The sequence below is a fragment of the Fodinibius salinus genome (assembly GCF_008124865.1).
Lineage (GTDB): Bacteria > Bacteroidota > Rhodothermia > Balneolales > Balneolaceae > Fodinibius > Fodinibius salinus.
In genome coordinates, this window is record NZ_VNHY01000001.1 from 40,431 (window position 1) to 64,951 (window position 24,521).

The following is a 24,521-nucleotide window of genomic DNA, read 5'->3' on the forward strand; positions in this document are numbered from 1 at the left end:
CCGATCCGTGCCATCAGTGTTCTAAAATTATGTTTTATGTTCAGAGAAGACACTCTTAAGAAGAAAACAATATTAATAACCGGCGGTGGAAGTGGCTTAGGTTTGGCAATGGCTAAAAAATTTGCTTCTGTAGGCAGTAATATCGCCATTTGTGGTCGAACACAGTCAAAGTTGGATAATGCCGCCGATGAAATTGCAAATGAAGGTGATATCCAGGTTGAAACTTATCAATGTGATGTCAGAGATCACGACCGAGTCACCGAAATGACCCAAAGTATTGTAGAAGATTTTGGCGCCATGGATGGACTGGTTAACAATGCGGCTGGTAACTTTCTGGCAGCCTCTGAAGATCTTAGCCCGGGTGGCTTTAAAGCCATTATTGATATTGTGCTGCACGGTTCGTTCAATTGCACTCATGCTTTTGGAAATTATCTGATCGATAGCGGCCGGGGAGGTAATATCCTGAATATTGTAACAACCTATGCTGATGATTTTGGATCATCATTTGTGCTCCCCTCGGCTTGTGCTAAATCCGGAGTACTAACCATGACGCGTTCACTGGCATATGAATGGGCTACATATGATATCAGGTTAAATGCTATTGCCCCCGGACCTTTTCCCACCGAAGGGGCATGGACGCGTTTGGTTCCTGATGATAGTTTTGAAGAAAAATTTCTTTCCAAGATACCTGCTGGCAGGTATGGTGATCCCGAAGAGTTGGCAAACTTAGCTACGTTTATAATGTCAGATATGTCACCGTATATGACGGGTGAATGTGTAACAATTGACGGTGGTGAGCGTTTGTCTGCCGGGCAGTTTAACTTTATTGATAAGCTGGCTTCCCGGGATGAGCTGAAAGAATTCTTTCAAATGATGAAAGAGAAATCTTAAACCCGGGCTAGCTTTTTCTCAACTTTTTCTATTGTTTTCGTTAACTCCAGCAGGTGGTGGCCGTTATAAATAGCTGGCCGATTTAACTGGATAGATTTGATAAATTCTAAGGCCGCCATTTCTGCTGATTTTGAAGCATCAAAATGATGACGTTTAAAGTATAAATGGTCTTTTTTTGAGGCTTCTCCCAATCTTACGGATTGTTCATGTACATTACAGTCGAGCAGGTAATTATTATTTGCAACTACTCTGTGGTGTGAAGTTTCTCCTGCAGCAGTATTAATATATATACTGGCCGTTGCTCCACTGTCGAACCGAAGAAACATTTGTATAGCCTGTATTGTATCTTCGATAACTGAAATTGTTTGTAGATCCATATGATGAACAGCCCCGTTAACCCACCGGAGGCATAGAGCAAGTTCGTCAATCCAGTAATAATTGAAGTTATATTCAGATTCGAGATGATCAGTATGATTAATCTCGCGTTTTACCTGTATAAATGAAGGGCGCTTAATTTTTTTGTGCATCCATTTTGTGGCTGGTGCGAGTGTAGGCCAGTGCGAAAACTGGAGCAGTACATTTGATTCTTCGGCAGTATGATAAATTTTTTGAACTAACTGTTTATCAGTAGGTAGCGGAGAAACCAAAAAGGTATGGTAGCCATTTTTGACTGCATCCAGCATGTGCCGTATCCGTTGCTTGCTTTTATCCAGTAAAATACAAGCGTCAACATTACCGATATCGGCAAGTTTAGAGGTGATAACAACTTCGGAAACTGTTTTATGGGGACGCAGATGCTGTTCCCAGGCTATTGCACGATCTGCCGATCCGACGATCCCTATCTTCATATTGTTGTGAATATATGAGTATTTACTTCACATATTTATGAAATGGGGATCAACTTTCAAAATAGAAATGGTTGATTTATTTAATCAGGCATGACGAGGGCCAGAATAAAATAGAGTAATACCGGAGCTCCTGAACCCAGAAATGTGATAACCACAAATATGATTCTGACAATGGTTGGATCCCAGCCCAAGTATTCGGCAATACCTCCGCATACACCGGTAAGCATTTTATCAGTACGTGATTTTCTTAATCGAGCTCCCATATTGGTAGTTATTAAGTTGAAGTAGTTGATGTTCTTTACAGGTGTACGTATATACTAATCAGATGTTACAGCAGGATTCCAGTTTAGATAAAACGAAAGTCCAAAATAGTAAAAGGGGAACAGGAATGAGCTGTAAATTAATGTAGGAGAAGAATCATCAAAGTAATACATGAGTGCAAAAAGTTGCAGGACAAAAACACTCCCCAGCAGTAAGGTTAGGGGTCGTAGAAAGGTAGTGCGCGTGGGATATAAAAATTTAACCGGTAGAAAGGTGACAAGGGCAAAAAACAATAAAATGCCTGAGGCAAATATGACAGGCAAATCCAGCAGAAAGATATAGAAGACAACAATATTCCAGTACGAGGGAAATCCAAGGAAAAAGTGGTTGTCAGTTTTGGCCTGTTTATTCGAAAAGCCAAAGACGCTGGCTAGGGCACAGATCATCAGCACCCATATTGGTAATCGCATAGTGGCGTAAATCCACAACAACGGAGCTACTGTCCACGTCAAAAAGTCGATGATATTATCCATCAGAGCACCGTCAATTTGAGCAGCATATTTTTTTGTGTTCACCAGTCGAGCAAGTGCCCCGTCAATGGAATCAATAATAGCTGATAATGCTAGTATCCAGATAGCTTCTTGATAAAAGCCATCGTAAATAAGGATAATAGCCCATAACCCTAAACTGGCACCTAAGGCCGTTAAAATATGTACCCCATATGCAGCTGTCTTTTTCACACCTAAATTATTCTAATATGTAAATTGCCTTCCGATATTTAGTTCCTTAATAAAATAAAAAAAGCGGAACCTATGAAGTCCCGCTTTAAAATCATATAGAAATGTGAAAGTTACCTCTTAAATATCAGTAATCTATGATTCGTTTTTACTATCTGGTAACTTATAAGTAATAGGGAGTGAATACTGCACGCGTACTGGCTGACCTTTTTGCATACCTGGTTCGAACTGTGCTTGTTTTACAACCCGAATTGCCTCTTTGTCAGCTCCTCCACCGATACCCCGAATTACTTGTGGGTTTTCGACTTCCCCTTGTTTATTAACAATAAACTGTACGATTACTCGCCCTTCTATACCGGCTTTTTGGGCCATTTCAGGATAGTTTATTTTTTTCTGTAGTCCAGCTAAGCCCCCTTTAATCTCAGGCATCTGTTCGACTTCTACAAAAAAGTCTTGATGTTCTAAATCACTTACATTGCTGTTTTCTTCTTTTAGATCTGTAAATGCTTTCTGTTTTGTTTCATTCCAAATATGAAGTTCAACTACACCATCTTTGGCTTTTGGACCGTATTTTTCAACGGCTTTATCTCCTTTTAAAATATCAATTGATTTAATGTATTTTGATTTTAAACGGCTCAATTTTTGAATTTTCTCATCGCTGGTTACTTGTTCGCCATTCACAAAAAATAACTGTTGTTGGTTCGTACTTTGTATTTGGGATTGGGCTTGTTGAACCTCTGAATTTGTGATACCATTCTCAGCCATGTCGGTACAAGAAATGGTCAGCACCACAAGTGTGGCCGAAACCACTGTCATTAAAACGCTCGATCGGAATTTTGAGGAAATATTGGTTTGAGAAGACATAATTTGGATTCGTTTTTTGAGTGAAGAAGGATTAATAGCCATGCTCATGGCCAATTGGGTTTGATGTTCGCGTTTTGCAAGTTTGTAGAGCAGGGAGGCATACTTCTTTTTGGAAAATTGTTTGTTAGCCAGCACTTCACTATCACAAGTGATTTCCCGGTACTCTTGACTGGAATTGTGTAGATAATGGACCAGTGGATGAAACCAGAATACGGCTTTAATAAATACCAGCAGACCGTTGAGCAAATAATCGCGATGTTTAATATGCATCAACTCGTGTTGTACGGCCATTGCCAGGTTTTGGCTATCTGTTTTTAAATCAGAAGGAATCACAATTTTGGTTTTTCGCCATCCGTAAGTAAAAGGTATAGTGGCTATATTTGAATATGCTAACAGTGTATTCGTATCATGTTTTTCGTTGATGGATAGGGCATCGGCAAGCTCAGAGCAGGAGTGCAATGGTTGGAACTGAAGATGTTGCTCCATCTTTTTAAGCTGAACGAAATCAGTTGCCATCTTGCATAAATACAGCACTATACCCAAGACAACAAGAGTTCCCAGCAGCCCCAGCCAGATATTAGGTCCATAGGTGGTAAGAGCTAAAGAAGATTCGGAAGACCCCGGACCGACAGTGATAGGATTTTGGACAACGATAAAAGCTGTTGATGCTGTTTCCGAGCTTTTAGCCAGAAAATCAGTCAGCAAGGCACCTGCGATGCCTAGTGGCAGCACCAGTGCCAGTGCAATACGGCTATGATACTGATATACTGCCGGCATTGATTTCGTCCAGCGAAGATATCCGGTGATAGGAATAGCGATACATGTCCAGACCAGCAGCGGGAACAAAATATATTCCAGCATCTGATCTCCAAAATACTGTAAAAAATTGATGATTTGTGTCATTGGTCATCCTCCATTTTATCGATCATATCTTTAATCTCCATGAGATCTTTGTCGGTCATGTCATCACTATTGACGAGCGTTTGAATGAGCTGTTTCGGTGATCCCTTGAAGACCTTTTTTATTAATTCTGATATAAGATTAGAACGTACCGATTCGGGCTCCTCGGCGGGACTGTAAACGTATGTGACCCCCTCTTTACGATATTGTAGATATCCTTTCTCTTCCAAGTTTTTCATCACCGTCATAATAGTGGTATAAGCAACCTCTCGGCTTTCGAGAATGCGTTCGCGCACCTGTTTGACTGTTGCTTCACCTAAGTCCCACACATGGTGCAGTACTTCCATTTCTGTTTCTCCAAGGGGAGTCAGTGATTTCTTCATCTTTTTATTGTTGAATTATTATTGAATGGTTTTGCTTAATGTTAGGTCCTAATTATTTAGTACTAACATAATAGTATTAATATTTGTATAAAGCAATTTTACCCTATTTTGAATCTACATACTATTTCCGTAGTATTTAATACTATCTAAATAGTATATCGTATAAGGTTTTATTCGTAATGGCCCGTTATTCTCTATATTTGTTCCTATTTATTATAACTATTCCCAATATTGTATATGCACAAACAAATAGTATTGATCATCACCAACTCCAAAAACTAATACATACAACAGATACTACTAAGGCAAGTAAAGCCTTGGTTATTCATAATTCTGAAGTTATAGGATCCTTCAATTCTAATAACTGTGACAAAACTTATATGGGTACCGCTTCAATGGTTAAATCTTGGACGGGCTTGGCTGTGGGTATATTAGTTAAGAAAGGATTTATCAAGAGCGAGAATGAACAGATTTGCAATTATGTGCCGGAATGGAAGTCTGGATGTGAAAATAATATCACGATAAAACAGTTACTTACCATGTCTTCAGGTCTTCAAAGGATTAGACCTGCATCTGAGTCTATCTTAGCTCAAGACGATATGGATAGTTTTGCTCTAAATCAGGATGTGACAAAAGAACCTGGAAAGGATTTCTCATATTCAAATGAAGGGGTTCAATTGCTGGGTATTTTAATTGAAAACGCCAGTGGACTAAGTGCTAGTGATTTTTTTCAGGATTACCTTTTCAAACCACTGGAAATGGATTCTACAAGTCTAATGGTTGATGAAAGTGGTAATGATATTGTTTATGGGGGTGCTCAAACTACCATTCAAGATGCTTCAAAAATTGCATTGTTGATGTTGAATGAGGGAAGCTACAAGGGGAAACAGATTGTACCCCCGCAATGGGTGGGAAAGTCAACAACTCCTTCACAAACTCATGAGAGTTATGGTTACTTATGGTGGATAAATACAGAACACTATGGTTCTCAAATGGAAAATTATTCAGCAATGGGTGATTTTGGGCAGTTAACAATTATTTTTCCCAAAAAGAATTTAATCTACTTAAGAGAGCAAGCCTGTAATAAAAAACCAGGTACTAATATGAAATGGATGGGGCAAGATTTTATAAATATAATTGGAAAAGTCATCATACGTAATTGAAATGAAAACAACACTCAGATATCTACAACTTTCCCTATGTCTAGTTCTATTTATTAACTGTACTACCTCAAAAGAGATTAGAACAATAGATAACAATTCGCTGGAACTTGCTAAGGAATACTCCGAGAATAAATCTGGAGAAGCACTGCTAGTTTGGGCTGATGGTGATCTTATCTTGGAAGACTATCACAATAATACTTCACCCGAAAAAAGGTATGCACTTGCTGAAGTAAGTACTTTGTTTTCTGGTCTCATTGCATTGGCTGCGAGGGATGATGGTTTGCTTAAACTTGATGAGCCAGTATCAGCAACCATCACTGAGTGGCAACATGATCCCTATAAATCCAGCATAACTATTTCACAGCTCCTCCATTTGACAAGTGGAATTACTCCGGGTAGTTACAAATCTATGCCCCCGGTAAAAAAGGTACTCAAAAGACCTTTAATTCAACCACCAGGGCAAGAGTTTCGTTATGGGCCTATCCCATTTCAAGTATTCGGACTCGTTATTCACGAAAAAGGGGTTTCTAATTACTTAAAAGATAGAATTCTTAACCCTATCGGTATAGAAGGAGGATATTGGAAAATAGATCAAGAAGTATTTACTAGCGAGACTAATAGTTATACCATTCCGCGTTTTTTTGACGGTTCTAGCCTGACTGCTGAAGAATTGGGCCGGGTTGGAAAATTATTGCTCAATCAAGGTAAATGGAAGGGGAAGACCATTATTAATGATATAAGTCCGCTCACACAACCATCACCAGCAAGTCCGGGCTACGGGCTTGGCGTGTGGCTCAACAAGAACATTAAAACAAAATCGGACAGCTCGTTTATTAGCAATTTGCCTGATAACATCATGTTGCTAAGAGGCACTAATAAGAAAAAATTTATATATGATAAAGCCCCCTCTGATTTATATATGGCAGCTGGTCGTCTTAATCAACGTCTTTATATTATTCCATCAAAAGATATAGTTATCGTTCGTTTAGGTGGTGCTGACCTAAGATGGAGTGATGCAAAGTTTTTAGCTCGATTATTAAATGGTCAACATTTATAAAATATTTAATCTAATAAGCCGGCATTCATTACACCCACATTTCTACCGCCTGTTTAGAGAATCCAACCCTGTCTAGCAATTAATTTCCCCAGTTCATAGGCATAATCAATATCCTTTTGAGAGGCTCCATCACCGGGACCCATGACACCTATAATAGACTTGTTCATAGTAAATATACTTTATTGGAACTTAGCTGCTATCAAATATATTGATATAACTCATTCATTAAATACAATTCTGAAAAATGTCATCTCGATCGTATCTCAAAGAAATTGACAACCGTATAAATTACTCCGATCCGGGTGCTTTTGGTCAAGCTGTTTTTGTGCTACATGATCAGTTAAATATGTCGGTTTGGCCGGATTGGGTACGTAGAGAAAAACCGTTATTGATATTTGTTGAGGCGAAAGCCAAAGGGGAATCATTACCCTATCACAAAAAGAAATTGGCTTATGTCCTCAGTTCCATGCGTCATTTTGCGGTAGAGTGCTTCGAGAACGGTTATCCTGTTTACTATCATGCAACTGACCAGCATTTTGGCGAAGGGGCGTCAGAGATTCTGGAAGATTATGAAGATTTGTCTCTCACCTATATGACTCCTTCGGAATGGGATAGCCGCAAGCGGCTTCGGGAGGTGAAAAACAAATTTGAGAATAGGGTCATGGAAACCCACAACACCTTCTTTTTTGCTGATGCTGATCAATGGAAAGAGAATATTGCGCCCGGATATCGTATGGAATATTTCTATCGGGATATGCGCAAGAAAACCGGTTACCTAATGAACGGCGATGAGCCTGAAGGAGGTGAATGGAACTATGATGAGGATAATCGGGAATCGTTGCCTAAAGAATATTCCGTTCCAGAGGTTACATCCTTTGAGCCGGATGAAATTACTCAAGAAGTGATAAACCTCGTAGAAGACCGGCACCCGCATCATTTTGGCAAGATCGATGATTTTCGTTTTGCAGTGAACAGAAAACAGGCACTCCAATTGCTTGATGAATTTATTGAGGAGCGATTGGCTGACTTTGGTCCTTATGAAGATGCCATGGCTACAGATGAGCCAACACTTTTGCATTCAATACTGTCACTGTATTTGAATAATGGATTGTTGCTGCCTTGGGAAATTTGTGCACAAGCAATTAAAGCGCATGAGAAGGGTAAAGCACCTATTAATTCTGTTGAGGGATTAGTACGCCAAATTCTGGGGTGGCGCGAATTTGTCCGTATTTATTATGAGGCGATGATGCCAGAGGTTCGTGATACTAATTTCATGGACTTTGAAAAGTCGCTGCCCGAACTATTTTGGACCGGTGATACGAACATGCACTGTATGCAACAAAGTTTAAAACCAGTTATTGAACAGGGGTATTCACATCATATTCAGCGACTGATGGTACTCAGTAATTTTAGTAATCTTACGAAAACTGATCCACGGGAGCTCAATAAGTGGTTTTGGTTTGCCTATGTGGATGCCTATGAATGGGTAGTGCTGCCTAATGTACTGGGCATGTCAACCTTTGCTGATGGAGGTATTCTTGCCTCAAAACCATATGTGAGCAGCGGGAATTATATCAACAAAATGAGCAATTATTGTACATCATGTGAATACAGTGTTACCAAGAAGACAGGGGAAGAAGCCTGTCCGTTTAATTATTTATATTGGAATTTTGTAGATGAGCAGCGCGAAGCATTTGAAGTAAGTGGTCGCAATAGCTTTATGGTGAATATGTTCGACAAGAAATCTGATGAGGATAAAAAGGCCATTAAAGAATCGACGAATCAGTTTTTAAATCAATTAGAGCGGTATTCAGATTAATCAAAATTATTGTAGAGTATGGAGTTTAGACAAGTAAGCGATTTGAATTTTAATATTTCGAGAGTCACGCTTGGAACTTGGGCGATTGGCGGTTGGATGTGGGGTGGGTCCGACGACCAGCTGGCGGTAGGTACGGTAATAGAAGCCCTCGAAAAGGGTATAACGACCATTGATACTGCTCCAGTGTACGGCTTCGGTAAGAGCGAAAAATTGGTCGGTCAGGCTCTACAGGAGTTCGGCAATCGTGATGAGATTCAGCTTGCAACGAAGTTTGGTTTGGAGTGGGATGATGAGGGTAATGTCCAACGCAATTCAACCCGCGAACGCATTCTTAAAGAGGTAGATGATTCGCTCCGGAGGTTGCAAACTGATTATATTGATATTTACCAGGTGCACTGGCCGGATTTGGATACCGATTTTTCAGAAACGGCTGAGACACTGCAAGAGCTTCTTGACAGTGGAAAAATAAGAGCTATTGGAGTGTCTAACTTTTCTCCGGAACAAATGGATGAATTTCAGCAAACAGCGCCTATTCACGTTTGTCAGCCACCGTATAATTTATTTGAGCGCGGTATTGAGAAGGATGTTATTCCATATTGTAAAGAAAATGGCATTACGCTGCTTACGTACGGGGCGCTGTGTCGCGGGTTGTTATCCGGGAAGATGAGTAAAGATCGAACCTTCAATAAAGGGGATATGCGCCGTGATGCGGACCCGAAATTTCAGGGCGAAACATTTGATAAACATCTCGAGGCCGTTGAGAAACTGAAAGAATATGCGGATAAGAATTTTGATAAAAAAGTTATTCACCTGGCCGTCCGTTGGATTCTGGACAAAGGAATTGATTCAGCGATATGGGGAGCCCGAAAGCCCGAGCAGGTGACCTTTGATAATGCGTTCGGCTGGAAATTTTCGCACAAGCAGGTCAAAGGAGTTGAGGAAATCGTAGAAACAATTGTTGAAGACCCGGTAAGTCCTGCTTTTATGGCTCCGCCTGAGTAACAATTTACAGATTTTGAGTATCTATTATGAAAAATATCAACAGCAAACGTGTTTTTAAACGGAACGGAACGGAACCTGATTCTGATGGCGATTATGTACTGTATTGGATGCAGATAAATCGGCGTTTTCAATACAATTATGCACTGGAATATGCTGTAGGATGGGCTAATAAGTTAGATAAGCCGCTACTGATTTATGAAGGGTTAAGTTGCGATTATCCGTGGGCCTCTGATCGTTTCCATCACTTTCTGATGGAGGGGATGAAAGAAAATTTGTCCTATGCTGAAGAGGAGAATGTTAACTATTACTCCTATCTGGAAGACAAACCGGGAGCGGGGGATGGACTACTTTATGAGTTAGCCGAAAATGCCTGTGCCGTCATTTCAGATGAATTCCCGGTCTATATCATCCGAGAGCATAATGAGAAAGTTGCGCCTAAATTAGAAACCCCTTACATCACGGTAGATTCCAATGGTATTATTCCACTTGGGTTGACGGAGAAAGCCCCTTACAACGCTTACTTTTTCCGCAAAATAATGCAACGCAATTTTGTAGAGTGTTTTACGAATTCTCCTAAGAAAGATCCGTTGGCCGATCTTGAAAACCTGTCAAAGGTTAAGTTGGGTGATGAGTTTTTGTCAAAATATCCCCCGGCTGATAAGAAACTCGAGAATCAAGAGTCTTTTATTGGCTCCTTACCTATTAATCATGATGTGAGTAAAATTGCGTTGGAGGGCACCCGTCAGTCAGCGCTGGGCAAATTAGGCCAGTTTATTCAGTACGGCCTGTCGAAATATGATGAGAATCGTAATGATCCCGACGAAAATGCCGCCAGCGGATTAAGTCCGTGGCTCCATTTTGGCAAGATATCGGAGTATGAGATTGTGGATGCTGTGCTTGATCACCAACCCAAAGGATGGGACTTAGATAATATTACATTTAACAAAGGGTCCACCGGCGGATTTTTTAATGGTGATCCCAATGTGGATTCTTTTTTGGATGAAGTAATAACGTGGAGGGAGGTCGGGTTCCATTTTGCACATCACGAGCCTGATTACGATCAATATGAAACGTTGCCAGACTGGGCATTGGAAAGCCTTGAAGAACATAAAGATGATCCGCGGGAATACATTTATGAGCTGGAAGAGTTTGCACAGTCCAAAACCCATGATGAGATCTGGAATGCTGCTCAGACCCAGCTCAGAGAGGAGGGGGTTATGCAAAACTACCTGCGTATGCTGTGGGGAAAAAAAGTGCTGGAGTGGACGCCTAATCCCGAGACCGCACTGGCTTATTTGATTGAGCTCAACAATCGTTATGCTATTGACGGACGTGATCCCAATAGTTATTCGGGTATCTTTTGGATTTTTGGCCGTTTTGATCGGGCCTGGCAAGAGCGTCCTATTTATGGTAAGGTGCGCTATATGACGAGCGACAGTACGCGTCGTAAACTAAAACTGAAGGAGTATCTGGATAAATATGGGAACCAGAAAACGTTAGATATGTAATTGGTCCGTCACGGGTATGCGCAGATCAAAAACTATAATCTTATTAATGGGATAATATAAAATTAGTGCATATCCGTTTGATTTGAATGATCCGCGTTCATTCAAAGTTTTGCAACCAATTCTTTAACAAGTTTTGCAAAATCCTCTTTACGGGAATCAGCGGCAGCTTTAACTTCATCATGATCAAGTTTTTCGCCGGTAACTCCTGCAGCCATATTACTAATCAGCGATATAGCTACTGATTTAAGTTCGAGTCGCGCTGCCTCGAATAGCTCAGGTGCGGTGGACATTCCCACCGCATCAGCACCCATTTTACGAAAGGCACGAATTTCGCTCTTGGTTTCGTAATTGGGGCCGGTAGAAAAAATATAAGTACCTTGTTGGGTAACGAGTCCCAAATTAGCGGCAAGTTGTCGAACTTCATCAACCCATTGGTGGTGCAGATACCGGTGTTTAGTATTCCCGCGCGGAGAAATAGCCAGATTATTACGAATGATACCTTCAATGACCATCAAGTCGCCCACCGAAAAAGATGTATTGATTCCGCCGGCTGCATTAGAAACGATAAGCTTGTTAGCCCCCAACGATTTAGCTATGTAAACTGGGGTGGCTGCCTGTTCGAAAGAAAAGCCCTCGTAGTGATGAAAGCGACCGGAAAATGCCATAATATTTTTACCACTCACTGTTCCAAAGATGAGTTCACCGGCATGACCTTTTACTGATGAAACGGGCATGCCGGGAATATTGCCGTAGGGTATGGCTTGAGGATTTTTAATTTCATCAGCAAACCCGCCCAGACCGGAACCGAGGATTATAGCCGCTTCAATTGCATCAGGAATTTCTTGTTGTTGCAGGTAATCAGCTATTTGATCAGTAAAGTCAGGTAGTTTCATAGCTTACAAAGTTAGTTTACGCAGAAATGAAAAGTCGCAAGGATGTAATAGGATTGGTAAAATATTGCGCCTTGGGGATGTAGCCTGCGCATTTTTTACATAGGTTCAATTTTATATCCTTGTTGTTCATCGTAGTCCGTCAGGTTAAATAGGGGGTGATGTGAATCGTGATAGCCCATTACCGTGTAATCTTCTTCGTAGGCTAATTTTGTTAATTCTTGACGGGCTTCCATGCTACGGTCGGCGTCAAAATCATATTTGGCAGCGAATTTCCGGTTTACTTCACCTCTGTTGGCAAGCACATCGCCACCCATCAGGTATTTTTGGTTACCGTCATCAAAAAGTAGGACCTGTGAAAACTCAGTATGTCCGCCAATCTTTTTAACACTAATTTCGGGATAGGGCTGATCCTCCTCATCCAAGAAATTTAAATCAGCTTTGGCATCTAAGAAATGAGTAAATTCTGTTTTTTCGTCATCATAATATTCATCCATATCCATTACTTTTTGCCATCCTTTTTTCGAAACCCAAACATTGGCATCGGGAAAGGTGAGTTCCCAAAATCCTGATGATTTACCTGCAAGCCCGCCTATATGATCGTAATGCAGATGGCTGGCAAAAATATCAGTAATCTCATAGTCAGTGACTCCCAGCTGATCGAGATTATCTTTGATGGTGTCAGTACTGGTATCTTCTCCAAAGTCGCCGATACCTACATCAAAAAGAATATTTTTGTCTTTAGATTGAATCAAAAAGGGATTGAGAGATATTTTAAGTGCTCCTTTAGCAGGCGGGTCGTCACGGTCAATACGATTGAATTTCTTGTCAAGCCCAACGCTAAAGGTACCTTCGTAAAGCGGATATGCAAGACTTTTTTGGGATATTTCGGTCATTAATAGTAGGGGGTTTGAATTGTAAGTTTTGAATGTTGAATGGAGTCATTCAAAACTCAGAATTCATTGTTATGAATTCTTTTCTTCATGTTGATCATAGGCTTCAATAATTTCGCGAACGAGTCGATGCCGAACCACATCATCCTCATCAAGATAGACAAACGAAATTCCATCAATATCTTCTAAAATATGCTGTATGGATATGAGTCCCGATTGTTTTTTGCGAGGCAGATCTGTTTGGGTAATATCACCGGTAATAATAGCGCGGCTGTTAAAGCCTATACGCGTCAAAAACATTTTCATTTGCATGTTTGTGGCATTTTGTGCCTCATCGAGAATCACGAACGCATCGTTAAGAGTACGTCCCCGCATATAGGCCAAGGGTGCTATTTCGATGTTGTTTTTGGCTAGTTGCAGTTCCAGCTGGTCATATTCAATCATGTCCTCAAGTGCATCATAAAGCGGGCGGAGATAGGGATCAATTTTCTCGCGGAGATCGCCAGGAAGGAATCCCAGTGTTTCGCCTGCTTCTACGGCAGGACGGGTAAGGATAATTTTTTTCACCTTACGTTCTTTAAGTGCTTTCACCGCCAGTGCAACTGAAGTATATGTTTTTCCCGTTCCTGCCGGACCAATAGTAAAAACTATGTCGTTTTCCGCAGATGATTTGAGAATTTGTTTTTGACCCGGTGTTTTGGCTGTTATTGTTTGGTCGTCAAAGGTGTGGAGGATAAACTCTTCTGAATTGCTATCATCTTCGAGCGGATTCGGTCTTTCAGGTTTCCGGTCTTCTTTTTTAAGGGCCAGTACCGTATCAATATCGCTATCGTTGAGATTGCCGTTTTCAACGGCCATTTTTTCAAGCTCGCTAAAAATATTAACCAATTCTTGACGGTCTTTGTCCGGGCCGTCAATTTTAATCGAGGCACCGCGAGCAGTAAGCGTAGTATCGGGATACGCTTCGTCGAGCTGCTTTAGGTGCTCGTCATGGAATCCCAACACGAGAACAGGTTCGACATCCTCAATTTGATACGTTTCGTTGCTGATAATAGATTGATCTGCGATAGAAATATCAGGATTAATTCAAAATAGCATCGTAAAGATAAGGAAACTGAATGAACATTTTATAAATATTGATATTATTGGCAGTACATAAGGATATTGTTAGACAACTGTTTCTTTACCTTTTTGTGCTTTTTCGTTCAGTCTTTTTATGCGTTCAGCAATGTTTTGAGCTTTAAAAACAGCACTGCCGGCCACCAGCACATCAGCCCCTGAATGGGTAATATTAGTAATATTATCTGGTTTAACCCCGCCATCCACTTCTATAAGAAATCCGGCTCCCTTTTCTTTGCGCATATTTCTGAGATCTTGTAATCGTTGGAGGGTGGCCGGGATAAATGATTGACCGCCAAAGCCGGGATTAACGCTCATCACAAGTACCAGGTCGAGTTCATTCAGCACGGGAGTGATAGACTGCAGTGATGTTCCCGGATTGATCGCCACGCCGGCGGTGATGCCATACTGATGAATATTTTGGATTGTTCGGTGTAGGTGTGGGCAAGCTTCTTGGTGAACGGTGATTTGATCTGCTCCGGCATCTACAAAAGCCTCAATATATTGATCCGGATTTTCAATCATAAGGTGTACGTCCAGAAAGGCGTCAGTACAGTGATTCGCATCTTCTACAATACTCGGTCCATAGCTAATGTTGGGCACAAAATGACCGTCCATAATATCACAGTGAATCCACCGGACACCGGCGGCATTACATTCCTCAATTTGTTCGCCAAGCTTACTGAAGTCAGCGGCTAAAATGGAAGGAGCAATGATGGGAAGTTCAAAATCCATAGTATGTTATTTGTTTGTGGAATCGGGAGAAGCAATATTAGTTGTAGTATCGATGACAGCTCCCGACTCACTTTCTTCTTTTACATTAAATCGTTCAGAAACAGTTAATTTAATTGTTTCACCAATGACAATTTCTTCTTTTTTAGGTGAAAAATCGAGAATGACATTTGGTTCAAATTCTTTACTGGGCTTGAAGCGAATTTCGCCTACCCGCAGACCTACTTCCTGTAGTTTTTGTTGTGCTTCCGAAAGCCGGAGTCCGCGAATATTAGGTACTTGTACCACCTTTTCTCCCAAGCCGTCACTGACAGCAAGATCCACAACAGTACCTTTGGGCACTACTTTGCTTGCGGGTACCGATTGGCGTAGTACGCTGTTTTTAAATCGTGAAGACTCATAGCTTACCGTTCCTACCTTGAGTCCATTGTTTTGGAGTTGAATCTTTGCATTTCGATACGAAAGACTAGTCACATCAGGTACTTTAACTGTTGGGTTACTTTCGGTATTTACGGTTAGATAAATTTTGCGATTTGGTTTAACGATTTCAGCAGGAGAGGGGGTTTGGTCAATGACATAATCAGCTGGATAGGCTGTGTTTGAACGTCGTTCTGCCACTTCGTACTGCAATCCATAATTTGTGAGCTGTTGCTGAGCTTCTTCCAGCGAAATCTGTGAGACATCCGGTACTGTTAGCCCCTCATCATAATTAGTGTAAGCAGGCATAATAACGGTATCAACCAGTAATAGAAGCAGTGCTCCTATTATGATAATGGCTGCTGCACCGATATACGTTTTTTTACTTGTGAAGAAACGTTTTATTGCTGAGATCATATATCAAAAAATCGAACTTTAAATAGTAAATTAAAAGTGAAATTTAACCGAAAGTGTTTCTTGGGGATTGATCAGATTAGTATCAGTTTCTATCCTGGCATTTTTCAGCTTAACAGTTAAGAAGGCATCAAAAGCAGACAAGAAATGGTTTATCAGAAGTAATGAAATCATATTTCTGGCAATACGATAGCTATCGTTAAAGTTTTCGGCTTGTTGCGAACCGCGCATAAAATTCATGGGCATTGCGCTTCCATCCCAAGGTAGCTGGTACTTATTGTTGATATTTGTACCAAAACCTTTCCATCCGCTGCCAAACTGGTAATATTTGCTGATCAGCTCATAATATTGTTGTGAACCGAAGTCGGGTGTTACATGGGAAAAAGTATTGCCGACCTCATTATCCGGGTACACAAATCGAGTATTTCGTTCAACTTTTCGGAGCAAGTCCAGTTTTACTTTTTCCCAGTCTTGAGTGCTGTATGAAGGAGTGATACCGCTAACCTGATTTCGAAGATCATCAATATGGGGATTTTGCAGCTGGGGATTTTGGTCGTGATAGTTTACAAGCCATTTGGCATAGGAGACTACACTCCAGTTGTTGTTGGCAAATTGATTATAACGGCGCTGCTGACGATGTGCATCATTAATCTGTTTAAAGTGGATGCCGAGTAAAACAGCATCGGCAAGTAGATATGCTCCGGCGCGGATCCATTTCTTATTGGCCGCTTGCCCGCTGCCGGGGATGATAGCAGAACTAAGCAGTGCCAGACCGGCTTTTTTGCGAACAGGCTGGTAAAAAGGATCGGAGTTACTGTAATTGATTGTCGGTTTTAAATCCTGCATAGTGATTTGCTCAGCGGTGGATGGTTCCCCGGATTTGATTACCGGTTGGGCATAGCATGCTAGAGAAAGACTGATAAAAAATAATCCCCAAACCGTAATTTTATTGACTATGGTTGAAAACATTAAAATCGAAAGTTAATCCAAAATGGAAAATAAATTCTTTACCGTATGATATCTTTCCTCCAGATGTTTCGGTGATAAAATTATCAGGTAAAGTAACATCAAAAGTATTAAATCCATAGGCGCCGCTCACAAAGAGTTTTACTGGGAACAGGTAGTAGCTGTTAAAGGCAAACCGAAGCTCTCCGCCCAAGCCTGTTTTAATAGTATTACCGATCTGTAGCGGGCCGTCCCAGCCATTGCCACCTTCCGCAAATAAACGTAGATAAAGCTTATCCATTGTGTGACGTCCTATTTCTTTATTGATACCGCGCAGAAGCGGGAAGGTATATGAGAGCGTTAACATAGCAGTCGTGTTGCCTCCCAAAGCAAAATAAGGGTAGCTGCGCATTCCTGAAAAGCCACCGATGTAGTCGAGATAGAAAAAGTCATTTGGTTTATTAAGGTAGCTGAATCCACGTCCGTACAGATTTACTGCTGTATTGGTTGATACCGGAAATCCATATCTCACTGAAGCTTGTACAGAATGATTTTTAACCGTTTCATAAACAGGGGATAAAGTACCACCACTAATTTCATATTCTTCCAATAACTTGTTTGGCTCGTAGGAATATCGCAGGGAGGTCCGAAGCCCTAGTGGAGCTACATCTGCGTGTGGATATGACCAAAATTGCTCATAGGTGTAAGCGGCGGTAAATCTGGTTCCCCGAAAGTATTCTGATGAAGAGGAAGGTACGAACTGTTGTAGTTCTTCAGAGAAAAAACCGTCGGTCTGTACTTCGTAGGGACTGTATCCCACGCCCAGTTCTATAATATTTTGGGCATTAATTTTACTACGTAAAAATAGGTTAGCCTCCCAGATATTATAAGCTATATCGGTAGTAGTAGTATCGGGCAGACATGACGTACAGGGAAATTCTTCGATTGAAAGCCCGTCAGCTACATTGCGCCGCTGACTGTAAAATTCCAGAGATATCGTAGGAGACCACCGTTTTTTGATAAAGGGGAGCCCTTGGTATTCGGTGATTAAAAACAGATCTCGATCAATATCAGTAAGTCGGGAGGGAGAGAAGAAGTCTCCAATACCGCTAGCTGATTCTGAGGCAGGTCCAATCAAAAATCCGCCAAAAATATTGAGCTGATCAGTGACATCACGAGAGCTAAAATAGGTTCCAATTTTTAAATCCCGCAGTAAGTTTTCTCCAAGAGCTCCAAACTTTCCATTAGTGAGCAACCTGCCATTTGGACCATTTTTTTTCGAATAGTTGTCAAATCGGATGACTGGATAAAAGCTTATGCTGGTAAAATTATTATCATAGGGGTGCAAAAAGGCCGGGTTGCCACTATTAGATTCTTTCTGATTTAATGATAAAGAATCAGAGCGACCGAGCTTTTGTAATTTTTTTTGTGACAGACTTTCTATCTCATCCAGTGAAGGCCGATCGGTAAGGCGTGATGAGTCAGGTATTTTAAAGTTAGTGAGCTCAGAACGTTGGTATGAGTGATTTAGATTTAATTTGTCGTCGGATTTTTCGGGTAGCTCAGTAGATGCGATTTGGTATCCTTCGGCAGTAAATTTGGAGAAGTATAACATATCGTCCGAAGTATGCGGCATAAAGGCTCCGCCCAGCACACTGGTAATTTTTTGGGGCTGTGACTGATCTTGGTCTAAGGGCAGACAGTAGATATTGAAAATACCATCGGGGTCAGCAGCATAATATAGGTAGTTGCCTGATGCATCAATATAAGGGTCACGGAAATCGGTGAGCGTGTCTTTTAATACAACGTTCGTGCGATTGGTGTTAATGTTGTATGAATAGATATTACGCGAATAATGGTTAGCAGCAGAAAAATAAATATGTTGGGCATCTGGGTGCCATGACGGGGTAAAGATGACTTCGCCCTCAGAAAAATTAGTCAACTGTTTTATCTGACCCGTAGAGATATCAAGCTCTACGATGTTTTGCGTTCTATTTTTTTGTTGAACGGCGGCTAATTTATTTTGCTGTGGGTGCCAGGCCGGTGATGACAGGCGCTTACTTTTGCTTATTGGGATAATTTGTTGAGTATCAACATCATAGATATACAGACCGTTGTACTGTTCCCCAAACTTATTTAGGCTCTGCTTGCTAAAGGCTAATTGTTGACCATCTTTAGAAAAGGAATAAGCCGACTTAATTTTTTTGATAATGGGCTCTTGATAATGCCCGGAATGTTGGTTTGGAGAAGATTTTTGGAGTAGCCCCAAATTTATAACCTGTCCAGAGCTATTACTGTCCAGTGGCTGAATAAAGAGCTGTGTACCAAGTGCTTTCAGGTTTTTGTTTGAGAGGTAAGCCAGTTTTGAACCGTCGGGAGAAAGCTTGGGATATAAGTTTAAAAACCCTTGATCTTCAATATTATTGGTTGCCGTCACTTCCAGAGAATCTATTGCTCGTTTATACTGCTTTTTGGAAGTGTGAATAAAACTATCAAATAATTGTTGAGCAGATTCCCCAGTGGATTTTTCCAGTGCTTCATCAATGGTAAATACCCCAGACTGTCCGAGTGAATCAGAAATTTTTGGGATAATGGATTCTCCGTATTGCTCGGCTAAATAGGTGGTAAAAGCAAAGCCTTGGTTGTAAATTTGTTCTCGTTCTAAACCATTTTTGGACGTAAAAAAACTCATTTCTTGAAAATCGATTGGCTCATCCGCCAGCAGGGATGTGCGCAACAGCATATCGCGGTGCGAATCCCAAAAGTCGTGGTAAAGTTGTTGACGCTGATACTGGGCCACCCCTTCTGCAAACCAGGCAGGTACATTAATAGAAGAAAATGGATAGGTGATAATGCCTTTGGGAAATCCATAAAGTACATCGGGACGCCGGACATTAGCATATGAGAGCCACTGAAAGTAGATAGCAGGGAAGCGCCGGTTCCTCTTCATAGCCGTTTGTAGCTGAACGATATGTGTGAACTCGTGGGTAATCACATCCCAGAGCCAGTCATGGGTGCCGCGGAAAGGCGTATCCAAAGCAGAGACCCAAATATCGATATGGTTGTCAAAAAAGTAAGCCGCCCCGTTGGAGTAGTCTTGCCGATCCCTGAGTACGATATCTGTTTTAGTATCGGGCTCGAAATTGTACAGCGAAGTTATAGGTGGATAGACTTCTTCAGCGATTCGAGACGTTACTTGCGCGGATTGACTGTTACCTTCTTGAAAATGTATCTGAAAATGGTCAGTCTCTATGGAATACCAGGGCAGGTGATTTTGGGGATAATTATAAAGGTCGGGTGATAGCTGAGCAGTGGCACTACTCACCATCAATACCCAAAATATGCAGTATAATATGTATGATGCGATATTTTTCATTAGTGGACGACAACCATTTTGATCATCTTTCGAGCTTGTTCTCCATTAATTTTTGCTGTTACCATCGCTAAATACAGACCACTGCTCCAGTCTTTGGTTGAAATACGATGTTCTTCAGCAGTCCCGCCCGAGGCATTAAATTGCTTTTCTAGCACGACAGTACCACCTGCCGTAATCACTTTTAAATCTACATGTCCGGATCCGGAAGTTTTAAACCGTATATTGGTAAAGTCTTTAGCGGGATTGGGCCAGTTATAGGTTTCTTCTTTAACTAATATTGATTTTTGGTCACCATGATTTGAAGAAGGACTTGTATTATTAATACCGGATACTTTATTGAAAGGTGCATTCCCATATCGATTTCCCCAGAGCACTTTTGTAATATTATTGATCTTCCAGGCTTTTATTGATCCCTCGTGACTGACAGCATAAAGTATATTCGTTTTTAATATTGGGTGTACCGGCTGGTTTTGTTGGTTATTTACGGCTCCAACATAAAGCGGAAATCCATCTAGTTCCTTCCCATTTTTGCTGTAACCATAAATATTTATCCCTACACTGTCTTGGGCAGTTATGTAAATGTGTGGAGAATTAGAGCTGCTAGTATTGGCAATTAGTGGGGTGCCAATGAATGAGCTGCCTTTGGGAGGGGAGAGCGGAAAGTGGGCAAGCATGGCACCGTTGATGTTACGGGCTTCTAACTTTTGCGTAGATTTATTGACAAATAGAAAATCAATCTTTCCATCTTCATCAAGATCTGTCATGGCTGGCCATTCCAGGGGAGTCCCTTCAATAATTTCGTTGGGATTTATAATATCATTGGGATTAAAAACCAGTAGCTGTTCATCAGTAAGTAAATAGAATCGAATTTTTTTAGCTGAAAGCTTAACAACGCCCGTATAACGTCTGTTCGTTGCTGACGTCATGGCGAAAGAGCCATTCCCCGAAGAAATTTGGAGCTTACCATTTTGGATGCTAGAAAACTGACCGTCAATAATTTCTGAGCGTTGTTTAGGTTGGGCCAGTGGTGAAGAAAAGGAGCCGTTATTGGCATTAATTTGCTGGTCAGTAAAATCCAGCGACAGGGTTTGGGCATTGTTAGCACTGATAAAAGCATCGTTTGCGTTTGCAGAATTAGTCCAGTTGGTATTCCAGCTGCTTCCGTCCCAATTCCACGAGCTAAGCATAATTTGGTTGCCGATTGGGGGCTGGCCCAGTACAAGTTGGCTGCCTTGGAAAGGTTGTTGAATGTTCCCTGATTGAAAATCAAAGAGTGAATTCGAATTGTTACCTAAGTTGATGGCATAGGCTGACTGCCGGCCGGGAATAATCAAAAATGAATCTGACTGTGCTTTATACAGTGATAGCTGGAGCGGATAAGATTTATAATAATCTTCGTTGGCACTGGTAAATGCCTGATCAGGAATTTCATCTTCAGCCAGCGGTATGGTCGAAATATTATCGCCGGATGTCGGACGAACACGAAAAGTAGCCGTGGATTGATTGGCCGAAAAATTAAAAAGCTCAAAAAAGTTGCGGGCTCCCGAATTACTTTCATTTGAAGGACGGGTATTAGGGCCAAATCTATTTTCATAGAAGCTTAACGTATCTCCCGACAGTGTAATAACGGAAGCGTCATTGTCAGACCACCAGAAATCAAAAGCGGTACCCCGTGCTTGTTGACTAAAATCATCACTTGCTGGGCGGCCGATATCTTGGGCACCATCAGCTTCCTCCAGATCTACCCCCCGCCGTTGTGGATTGGCATTTACGGTTTGGTCTGTCAGCGATCGTTCAATAACAGCCTCATCGATATGCCATATAAGTATGCCACCGTTGAGTATGCGGTCATCGGATGTGCCTGCCTTCCCGTCTGTCCCAACATCAATACCACCGGGCAAACTCCAGTCAAAATTACTGACATCAGTAAGCACACCTTTTGGGAAAAGATCTGTAAATCCGTCTGATTGATTCGTAAATATCTGATCGGTATTACTAAAATTTTTAGTTGTTTCAGTGCCATCCGGTTGTTGAAAGGTAAGAGTAAGATTGTTGCCGGCAGGAGCGCGATGACGGTTTTCAATCAAAAAGTATTCGCTGCGGGATAGGGAGTATTTAGCAATGCTGTTATTTTGATGAAAGGCAACTGCCGGTAGTGCGATGGGGCCGCCGGTATTTTTTGAAATCATGAAGGGAGACTGCCATCCCAAAAAAATCTTTTCCCATGCTGAGGGTTCGGGCGGGAACAAGCCCCGATAGGAGAAAAAACTTTCACCGTCCATCAGTCCAAATCGCCCGATGCCGGAACTTCCCGTAGTGGTATTAAAAAGGTCTGGTAAGCCCAAGTAACTGCCGATTGAGGCTGTGAACAGTCCATTGATAGAAAGTTGTAGCACAAATTCTTCGCCCACTGCATTTTTTCCTTTGCGGGAAAGGGTACGGGGTAGTACCATTGAATTGGTTATCCGGAATGAGGTGTTGTTGATGGCAAATCCATCAAAGGCGGGGGCATTTAACAAATCTCCCAGTGTATTCTGGTTCATGAACAGCGAAGGAATATCCTGCGGAGTTTTATCTAAGTTAGTGCCGATAAGCTCGATATCTCGTCCGACGCCGGCATGAAAAATAACAAAGGCGGTTTTTTGGGGATCCAGGGTGTCGGTTGAGAATCCACCGTTATTTTTTACGGCTTGCCAGGAATCCCTGACCAATTGTGCTACTTTTTCATTAGTAAAGTTTTGGCCGGTCGGAGAATATCTTTCCATTTTATTATTGAGCTGATAGATAGGACCCAAAACACGGTATTCAACGTGCATTTGCTGTCCTGACACAGTCTCGAAATAATTTTTTGCAAAGCGGAGATGGGACTTAAAGTAGGATTCGTTGTGGGGCAGAGGATCCAGTGTTATATCAGGCCTATCAAGATATGAAAGGTTCCCGTCCTGGAATGTACCGTTACCTGTTGTTAAACGGTTATTATCTTCTTGGAACTGTATCCGTATAGCAATAATTGTCAGTGAATCGGGGGCTTTGGCAGTTAATTGCTGGCCATTGTTTAAGGAATGACTTCGTTTTGGAATCGTTTGTTGCGCTTTAGCAAGTAGCGGGTATAACAAAAAAGGCATGCTCAATAAGAACATGCCTGTAAATATGCGGGCAACAACGGTGTTATTCATCATGACCAGCTTACTGAATTAGAAGTTCAGCAGCAAGCCAAATCGTGTTGTATTGGCCAGTGGGTGATTTTTGTCGCCGATCGTGTAAATATAGCTAAAATCAATACCAAAGAATTTATATCGCAATCCTGCACCTAAAGTCATAAACTGGCGATCTCCGTTATTTGGATCTTCGTAATAAAACCCACTTCGTAGTGCAAAAAGATCATTATACCAGTATTCAATGCCGCTGGCAATCATCAGTTGTTCAGCTAGAGAAAGTGTTTCTGGCCCATTACCTGTTTTACGCTGATAGCTGTCCCAAGATGTAAATAAGGGAGTCAAAAATCCGTCCGAACTGCCGGTAGTATCCGCACGTGCCATTATTTTGGAAATGTCATTGGCAATGGTCAACGTATTTATGCCTTCTTCATCTAAATTAGTAGTAAAAGACCATCCCAGCCGCATCATTGTTGGGAGAGGGTCTTTTTGTCCATTGTCGGTGTATTTCATTTTGGGACCAATGTTAGAAATGTTTAAGCCCGCCTTCATTGATGCATCACGACTCAAAAAATTAAAGGTATCAGATTGATACATACCTGCGATGTCGATTCCCACACTTGAACCAGGATTAATTTTTTGTCCTCCTGATTTCCCTTCTGCTAAACTGCTATAAATAAATCGAGCTCCCGTTCCCAAAGACCAATTTTGATTAATTTGGAAACCGTAGGATAATCCTACTGCTAATTCATAGCTATTAAATTTATTTATAGTGTTACCAGTTTCATTAGTCCGAACCTGTTCGCCAAGGTTGAGGAAGGTAATATGACCTCCGATGGTACCGATATTTTCCAGATGATATTTACCGACGAGATAATCGTAAAACAGGTCAGCATTGAATTGAGGAAGCCATTCGCTATGGGTAATACTTATCTGATTGCCTCGCTGAAACCCCAATCCTGCAGGGTTCCAAAATACAGCTGAAGCATTATCAGCAATAGCAACACCAGTATTTCCCATACCGGCAGCACGAGAATCAGGTTCTATTTGTAGAAAAGGAACAGAAGTGATACCAACTTGTGCATAAGCACCACTTATAGAAAAAAGCAGTAAGATGAATGTGGCAAAAACTTTTTTAACCATAAAA

The 24,521-nt window shown here is 41.3% G+C and carries 20 protein-coding genes and 1 pseudogene; 6 read left to right on the forward strand and 15 right to left on the reverse strand.

Annotation, left to right across the window (positions count from 1 at the left end; genetic code table 11):
* Positions 1–36 precede the first annotated feature (36 nt).
* Positions 37–891 carry an SDR family oxidoreductase gene (locus tag LX73_RS00170; RefSeq protein ID WP_148897448.1) on the forward strand — a complete coding sequence of 285 codons (855 nt, stop codon included), beginning with the start codon at positions 37–39 and terminating at the stop codon, positions 889–891.
* On the opposite strand, the gene LX73_RS00175 is transcribed toward LX73_RS00170, so the two are convergent.
* The 5 genes from LX73_RS00175 to LX73_RS00195 form a co-directional block, all read right to left on the reverse strand.
* Positions 888–1,739, reverse strand: a complete 852-nt coding sequence (locus tag LX73_RS00175) for a Gfo/Idh/MocA family oxidoreductase (protein ID WP_148897449.1) — start codon at positions 1,737–1,739, stop codon at positions 888–890. The two genes, LX73_RS00170 and LX73_RS00175, sit on opposite strands and share 4 nt — an antisense overlap.
* An 80-nt stretch (positions 1,740–1,819) precedes the next feature.
* Positions 1,820–2,002, reverse strand: a complete 183-nt coding sequence (locus LX73_RS00180) for a PspC domain-containing protein (protein WP_148897450.1) — start codon at positions 2,000–2,002, stop codon at positions 1,820–1,822.
* Between the two features lie 54 nt (positions 2,003–2,056).
* Positions 2,057–2,740: a CDP-alcohol phosphatidyltransferase family protein gene (locus LX73_RS00185; protein WP_148897451.1), complete on the reverse strand. Its 684-nt coding sequence runs from the start codon at positions 2,738–2,740 to the stop codon at positions 2,057–2,059.
* Positions 2,741–2,872: 132 nt separating this feature from the next.
* Positions 2,873–4,504 carry a M56 family metallopeptidase gene (locus LX73_RS00190; protein WP_148897452.1) on the reverse strand — a complete coding sequence of 544 codons (1,632 nt, stop codon included), beginning with the start codon at positions 4,502–4,504 and terminating at the stop codon, positions 2,873–2,875.
* The gene (locus LX73_RS00195; protein WP_148897453.1) at positions 4,501–4,884 is read right to left on the reverse strand and encodes a BlaI/MecI/CopY family transcriptional regulator; all 384 of its coding nucleotides are present in this window, start codon (positions 4,882–4,884) and stop codon (positions 4,501–4,503) included. The genes LX73_RS00190 and LX73_RS00195 overlap by 4 nt, the downstream gene beginning before the upstream one ends.
* A 179-nt stretch (positions 4,885–5,063) precedes the next feature.
* Here LX73_RS00195 and LX73_RS00200 point away from each other — a divergent pair, with 179 nt between their 5' ends.
* The gene (locus LX73_RS00200) at positions 5,064–6,047 is read left to right on the forward strand and encodes a serine hydrolase domain-containing protein (RefSeq protein ID WP_148897454.1); all 984 of its coding nucleotides are present in this window, start codon (positions 5,064–5,066) and stop codon (positions 6,045–6,047) included.
* Position 6,048: 1 nt separating this feature from the next.
* The gene (locus LX73_RS00205) at positions 6,049–7,104 is read left to right on the forward strand and encodes a serine hydrolase domain-containing protein (protein ID WP_148897455.1); all 1,056 of its coding nucleotides are present in this window, start codon (positions 6,049–6,051) and stop codon (positions 7,102–7,104) included.
* A gap of 56 nt (positions 7,105–7,160) precedes the next feature.
* Here LX73_RS00205 and LX73_RS00210 read toward each other — a convergent pair.
* A pseudogene (locus LX73_RS00210) lies at positions 7,161–7,271 on the reverse strand (SLOG cluster 4 domain-containing protein); the annotation flags it as partial.
* Between the two features lie 77 nt (positions 7,272–7,348).
* Here LX73_RS00210 and LX73_RS00215 point away from each other — a divergent pair.
* From LX73_RS00215 to LX73_RS00225, 3 genes are read left to right on the forward strand one after another with little or no spacing between them, the layout of a single operon-like run.
* Complete coding sequence (locus LX73_RS00215; RefSeq protein ID WP_148897456.1) at positions 7,349–8,923, forward strand: cryptochrome/photolyase family protein; 1,575 nt, start codon at positions 7,349–7,351, stop codon at positions 8,921–8,923.
* Positions 8,924–8,941: 18 nt separating this feature from the next.
* Positions 8,942–9,925 carry an aldo/keto reductase gene (locus LX73_RS00220; RefSeq protein WP_148897457.1) on the forward strand — a complete coding sequence of 328 codons (984 nt, stop codon included), beginning with the start codon at positions 8,942–8,944 and terminating at the stop codon, positions 9,923–9,925.
* Between the two features lie 26 nt (positions 9,926–9,951).
* Positions 9,952–11,433 (forward strand): hypothetical protein, encoded by a 1,482-nt coding sequence (locus LX73_RS00225; RefSeq protein WP_148897458.1) that lies wholly within the window; start codon positions 9,952–9,954, stop codon positions 11,431–11,433.
* A 101-nt stretch (positions 11,434–11,534) separates the two neighbouring features.
* Here LX73_RS00225 and LX73_RS00230 read toward each other — a convergent pair whose 3' ends face one another.
* From LX73_RS00230 to porV, 9 genes are all read right to left on the reverse strand, one after another.
* Complete coding sequence (locus LX73_RS00230; RefSeq protein WP_148897459.1) at positions 11,535–12,326, reverse strand: purine-nucleoside phosphorylase; 792 nt, start codon at positions 12,324–12,326, stop codon at positions 11,535–11,537.
* A 95-nt stretch (positions 12,327–12,421) separates the two neighbouring features.
* Entirely contained in the window at positions 12,422–13,219 is a 798-nt protein-coding gene (locus LX73_RS00235; RefSeq protein WP_148897460.1) for an MBL fold metallo-hydrolase, read from the reverse strand.
* Between the two features lie 69 nt (positions 13,220–13,288).
* A complete protein-coding gene (locus tag LX73_RS00240; RefSeq protein ID WP_425461083.1) occupies positions 13,289–14,266 on the reverse strand; it encodes a PhoH family protein in 978 nt (325 codons plus the stop codon).
* Between the two features lie 117 nt (positions 14,267–14,383).
* Positions 14,384–15,070 (reverse strand): ribulose-phosphate 3-epimerase, encoded by a 687-nt coding sequence (rpe, locus tag LX73_RS00245; protein WP_148897462.1) that lies wholly within the window; start codon positions 15,068–15,070, stop codon positions 14,384–14,386.
* Positions 15,071–15,076: 6 nt separating this feature from the next.
* Positions 15,077–15,901: a PASTA domain-containing protein gene (locus LX73_RS00250; RefSeq protein WP_148897463.1), complete on the reverse strand. Its 825-nt coding sequence runs from the start codon at positions 15,899–15,901 to the stop codon at positions 15,077–15,079.
* A 30-nt stretch (positions 15,902–15,931) separates the two neighbouring features.
* Positions 15,932–16,867 carry a hypothetical protein gene (locus tag LX73_RS00255; RefSeq protein WP_148897464.1) on the reverse strand — a complete coding sequence of 312 codons (936 nt, stop codon included), beginning with the start codon at positions 16,865–16,867 and terminating at the stop codon, positions 15,932–15,934.
* Positions 16,845–20,219, reverse strand: a complete 3,375-nt coding sequence (locus LX73_RS00260; RefSeq protein WP_246138136.1) for a hypothetical protein — start codon at positions 20,217–20,219, stop codon at positions 16,845–16,847. The genes LX73_RS00255 and LX73_RS00260 overlap by 23 nt, the downstream gene beginning before the upstream one ends.
* Positions 20,219–23,398 (reverse strand): T9SS-dependent M6-like inactivated metalloprotease, encoded by a 3,180-nt coding sequence (locus tag LX73_RS00265; protein ID WP_148897465.1) that lies wholly within the window; start codon positions 23,396–23,398, stop codon positions 20,219–20,221. The genes LX73_RS00260 and LX73_RS00265 overlap by 1 nt, the downstream gene beginning before the upstream one ends.
* A gap of 15 nt (positions 23,399–23,413) precedes the next feature.
* Positions 23,414–24,517, reverse strand: a complete 1,104-nt coding sequence (gene porV / locus LX73_RS00270; protein WP_148897466.1) for a type IX secretion system outer membrane channel protein PorV — start codon at positions 24,515–24,517, stop codon at positions 23,414–23,416.
* Between the last annotated feature and the right edge of the window lie 4 nt (positions 24,518–24,521).

Excerpts from the sequence above, each read along its gene's own strand:
- LX73_RS00170 (WP_148897448.1), top strand. The coding sequence starts at position 37 with ATGTTCAGAGAAGACACTCTTAAGAAGAAAACAATATTAATAACCGGC.
- LX73_RS00175 (WP_148897449.1), bottom strand. The coding sequence starts at position 1,739 with ATGAAGATAGGGATCGTCGGATCGGCAGATCGTGCAATAGCCTGGGAA.
- LX73_RS00180 (WP_148897450.1), bottom strand. The coding sequence starts at position 2,002 with ATGGGAGCTCGATTAAGAAAATCACGTACTGATAAAATGCTTACCGGT.
- LX73_RS00190 (WP_148897452.1), bottom strand. The coding sequence starts at position 4,504 with ATGACACAAATCATCAATTTTTTACAGTATTTTGGAGATCAGATGCTG.
- LX73_RS00195 (WP_148897453.1), bottom strand. The coding sequence starts at position 4,884 with ATGAAGAAATCACTGACTCCCCTTGGAGAAACAGAAATGGAAGTACTG.
- LX73_RS00200 (WP_148897454.1), top strand. The coding sequence starts at position 5,064 with ATGGCCCGTTATTCTCTATATTTGTTCCTATTTATTATAACTATTCCC.
- LX73_RS00205 (WP_148897455.1), top strand. The coding sequence starts at position 6,049 with ATGAAAACAACACTCAGATATCTACAACTTTCCCTATGTCTAGTTCTA.
- LX73_RS00215 (WP_148897456.1), top strand. The coding sequence starts at position 7,349 with ATGTCATCTCGATCGTATCTCAAAGAAATTGACAACCGTATAAATTAC.
- LX73_RS00220 (WP_148897457.1), top strand. The coding sequence starts at position 8,942 with ATGGAGTTTAGACAAGTAAGCGATTTGAATTTTAATATTTCGAGAGTC.
- LX73_RS00225 (WP_148897458.1), top strand. The coding sequence starts at position 9,952 with ATGAAAAATATCAACAGCAAACGTGTTTTTAAACGGAACGGAACGGAA.
- LX73_RS00230 (WP_148897459.1), bottom strand. The coding sequence starts at position 12,326 with ATGAAACTACCTGACTTTACTGATCAAATAGCTGATTACCTGCAACAA.
- LX73_RS00235 (WP_148897460.1), bottom strand. The coding sequence starts at position 13,219 with ATGACCGAAATATCCCAAAAAAGTCTTGCATATCCGCTTTACGAAGGT.
- rpe (WP_148897462.1), bottom strand. The coding sequence starts at position 15,070 with ATGGATTTTGAACTTCCCATCATTGCTCCTTCCATTTTAGCCGCTGAC.
- LX73_RS00250 (WP_148897463.1), bottom strand. The coding sequence starts at position 15,901 with ATGATCTCAGCAATAAAACGTTTCTTCACAAGTAAAAAAACGTATATC.
- LX73_RS00255 (WP_148897464.1), bottom strand. The coding sequence starts at position 16,867 with ATGTTTTCAACCATAGTCAATAAAATTACGGTTTGGGGATTATTTTTT.
- LX73_RS00260 (WP_246138136.1), bottom strand. The coding sequence starts at position 20,219 with ATGAAAAATATCGCATCATACATATTATACTGCATATTTTGGGTATTG.
- LX73_RS00265 (WP_148897465.1), bottom strand. The coding sequence starts at position 23,398 with ATGATGAATAACACCGTTGTTGCCCGCATATTTACAGGCATGTTCTTA.
- porV (WP_148897466.1), bottom strand. The coding sequence starts at position 24,517 with ATGGTTAAAAAAGTTTTTGCCACATTCATCTTACTGCTTTTTTCTATA.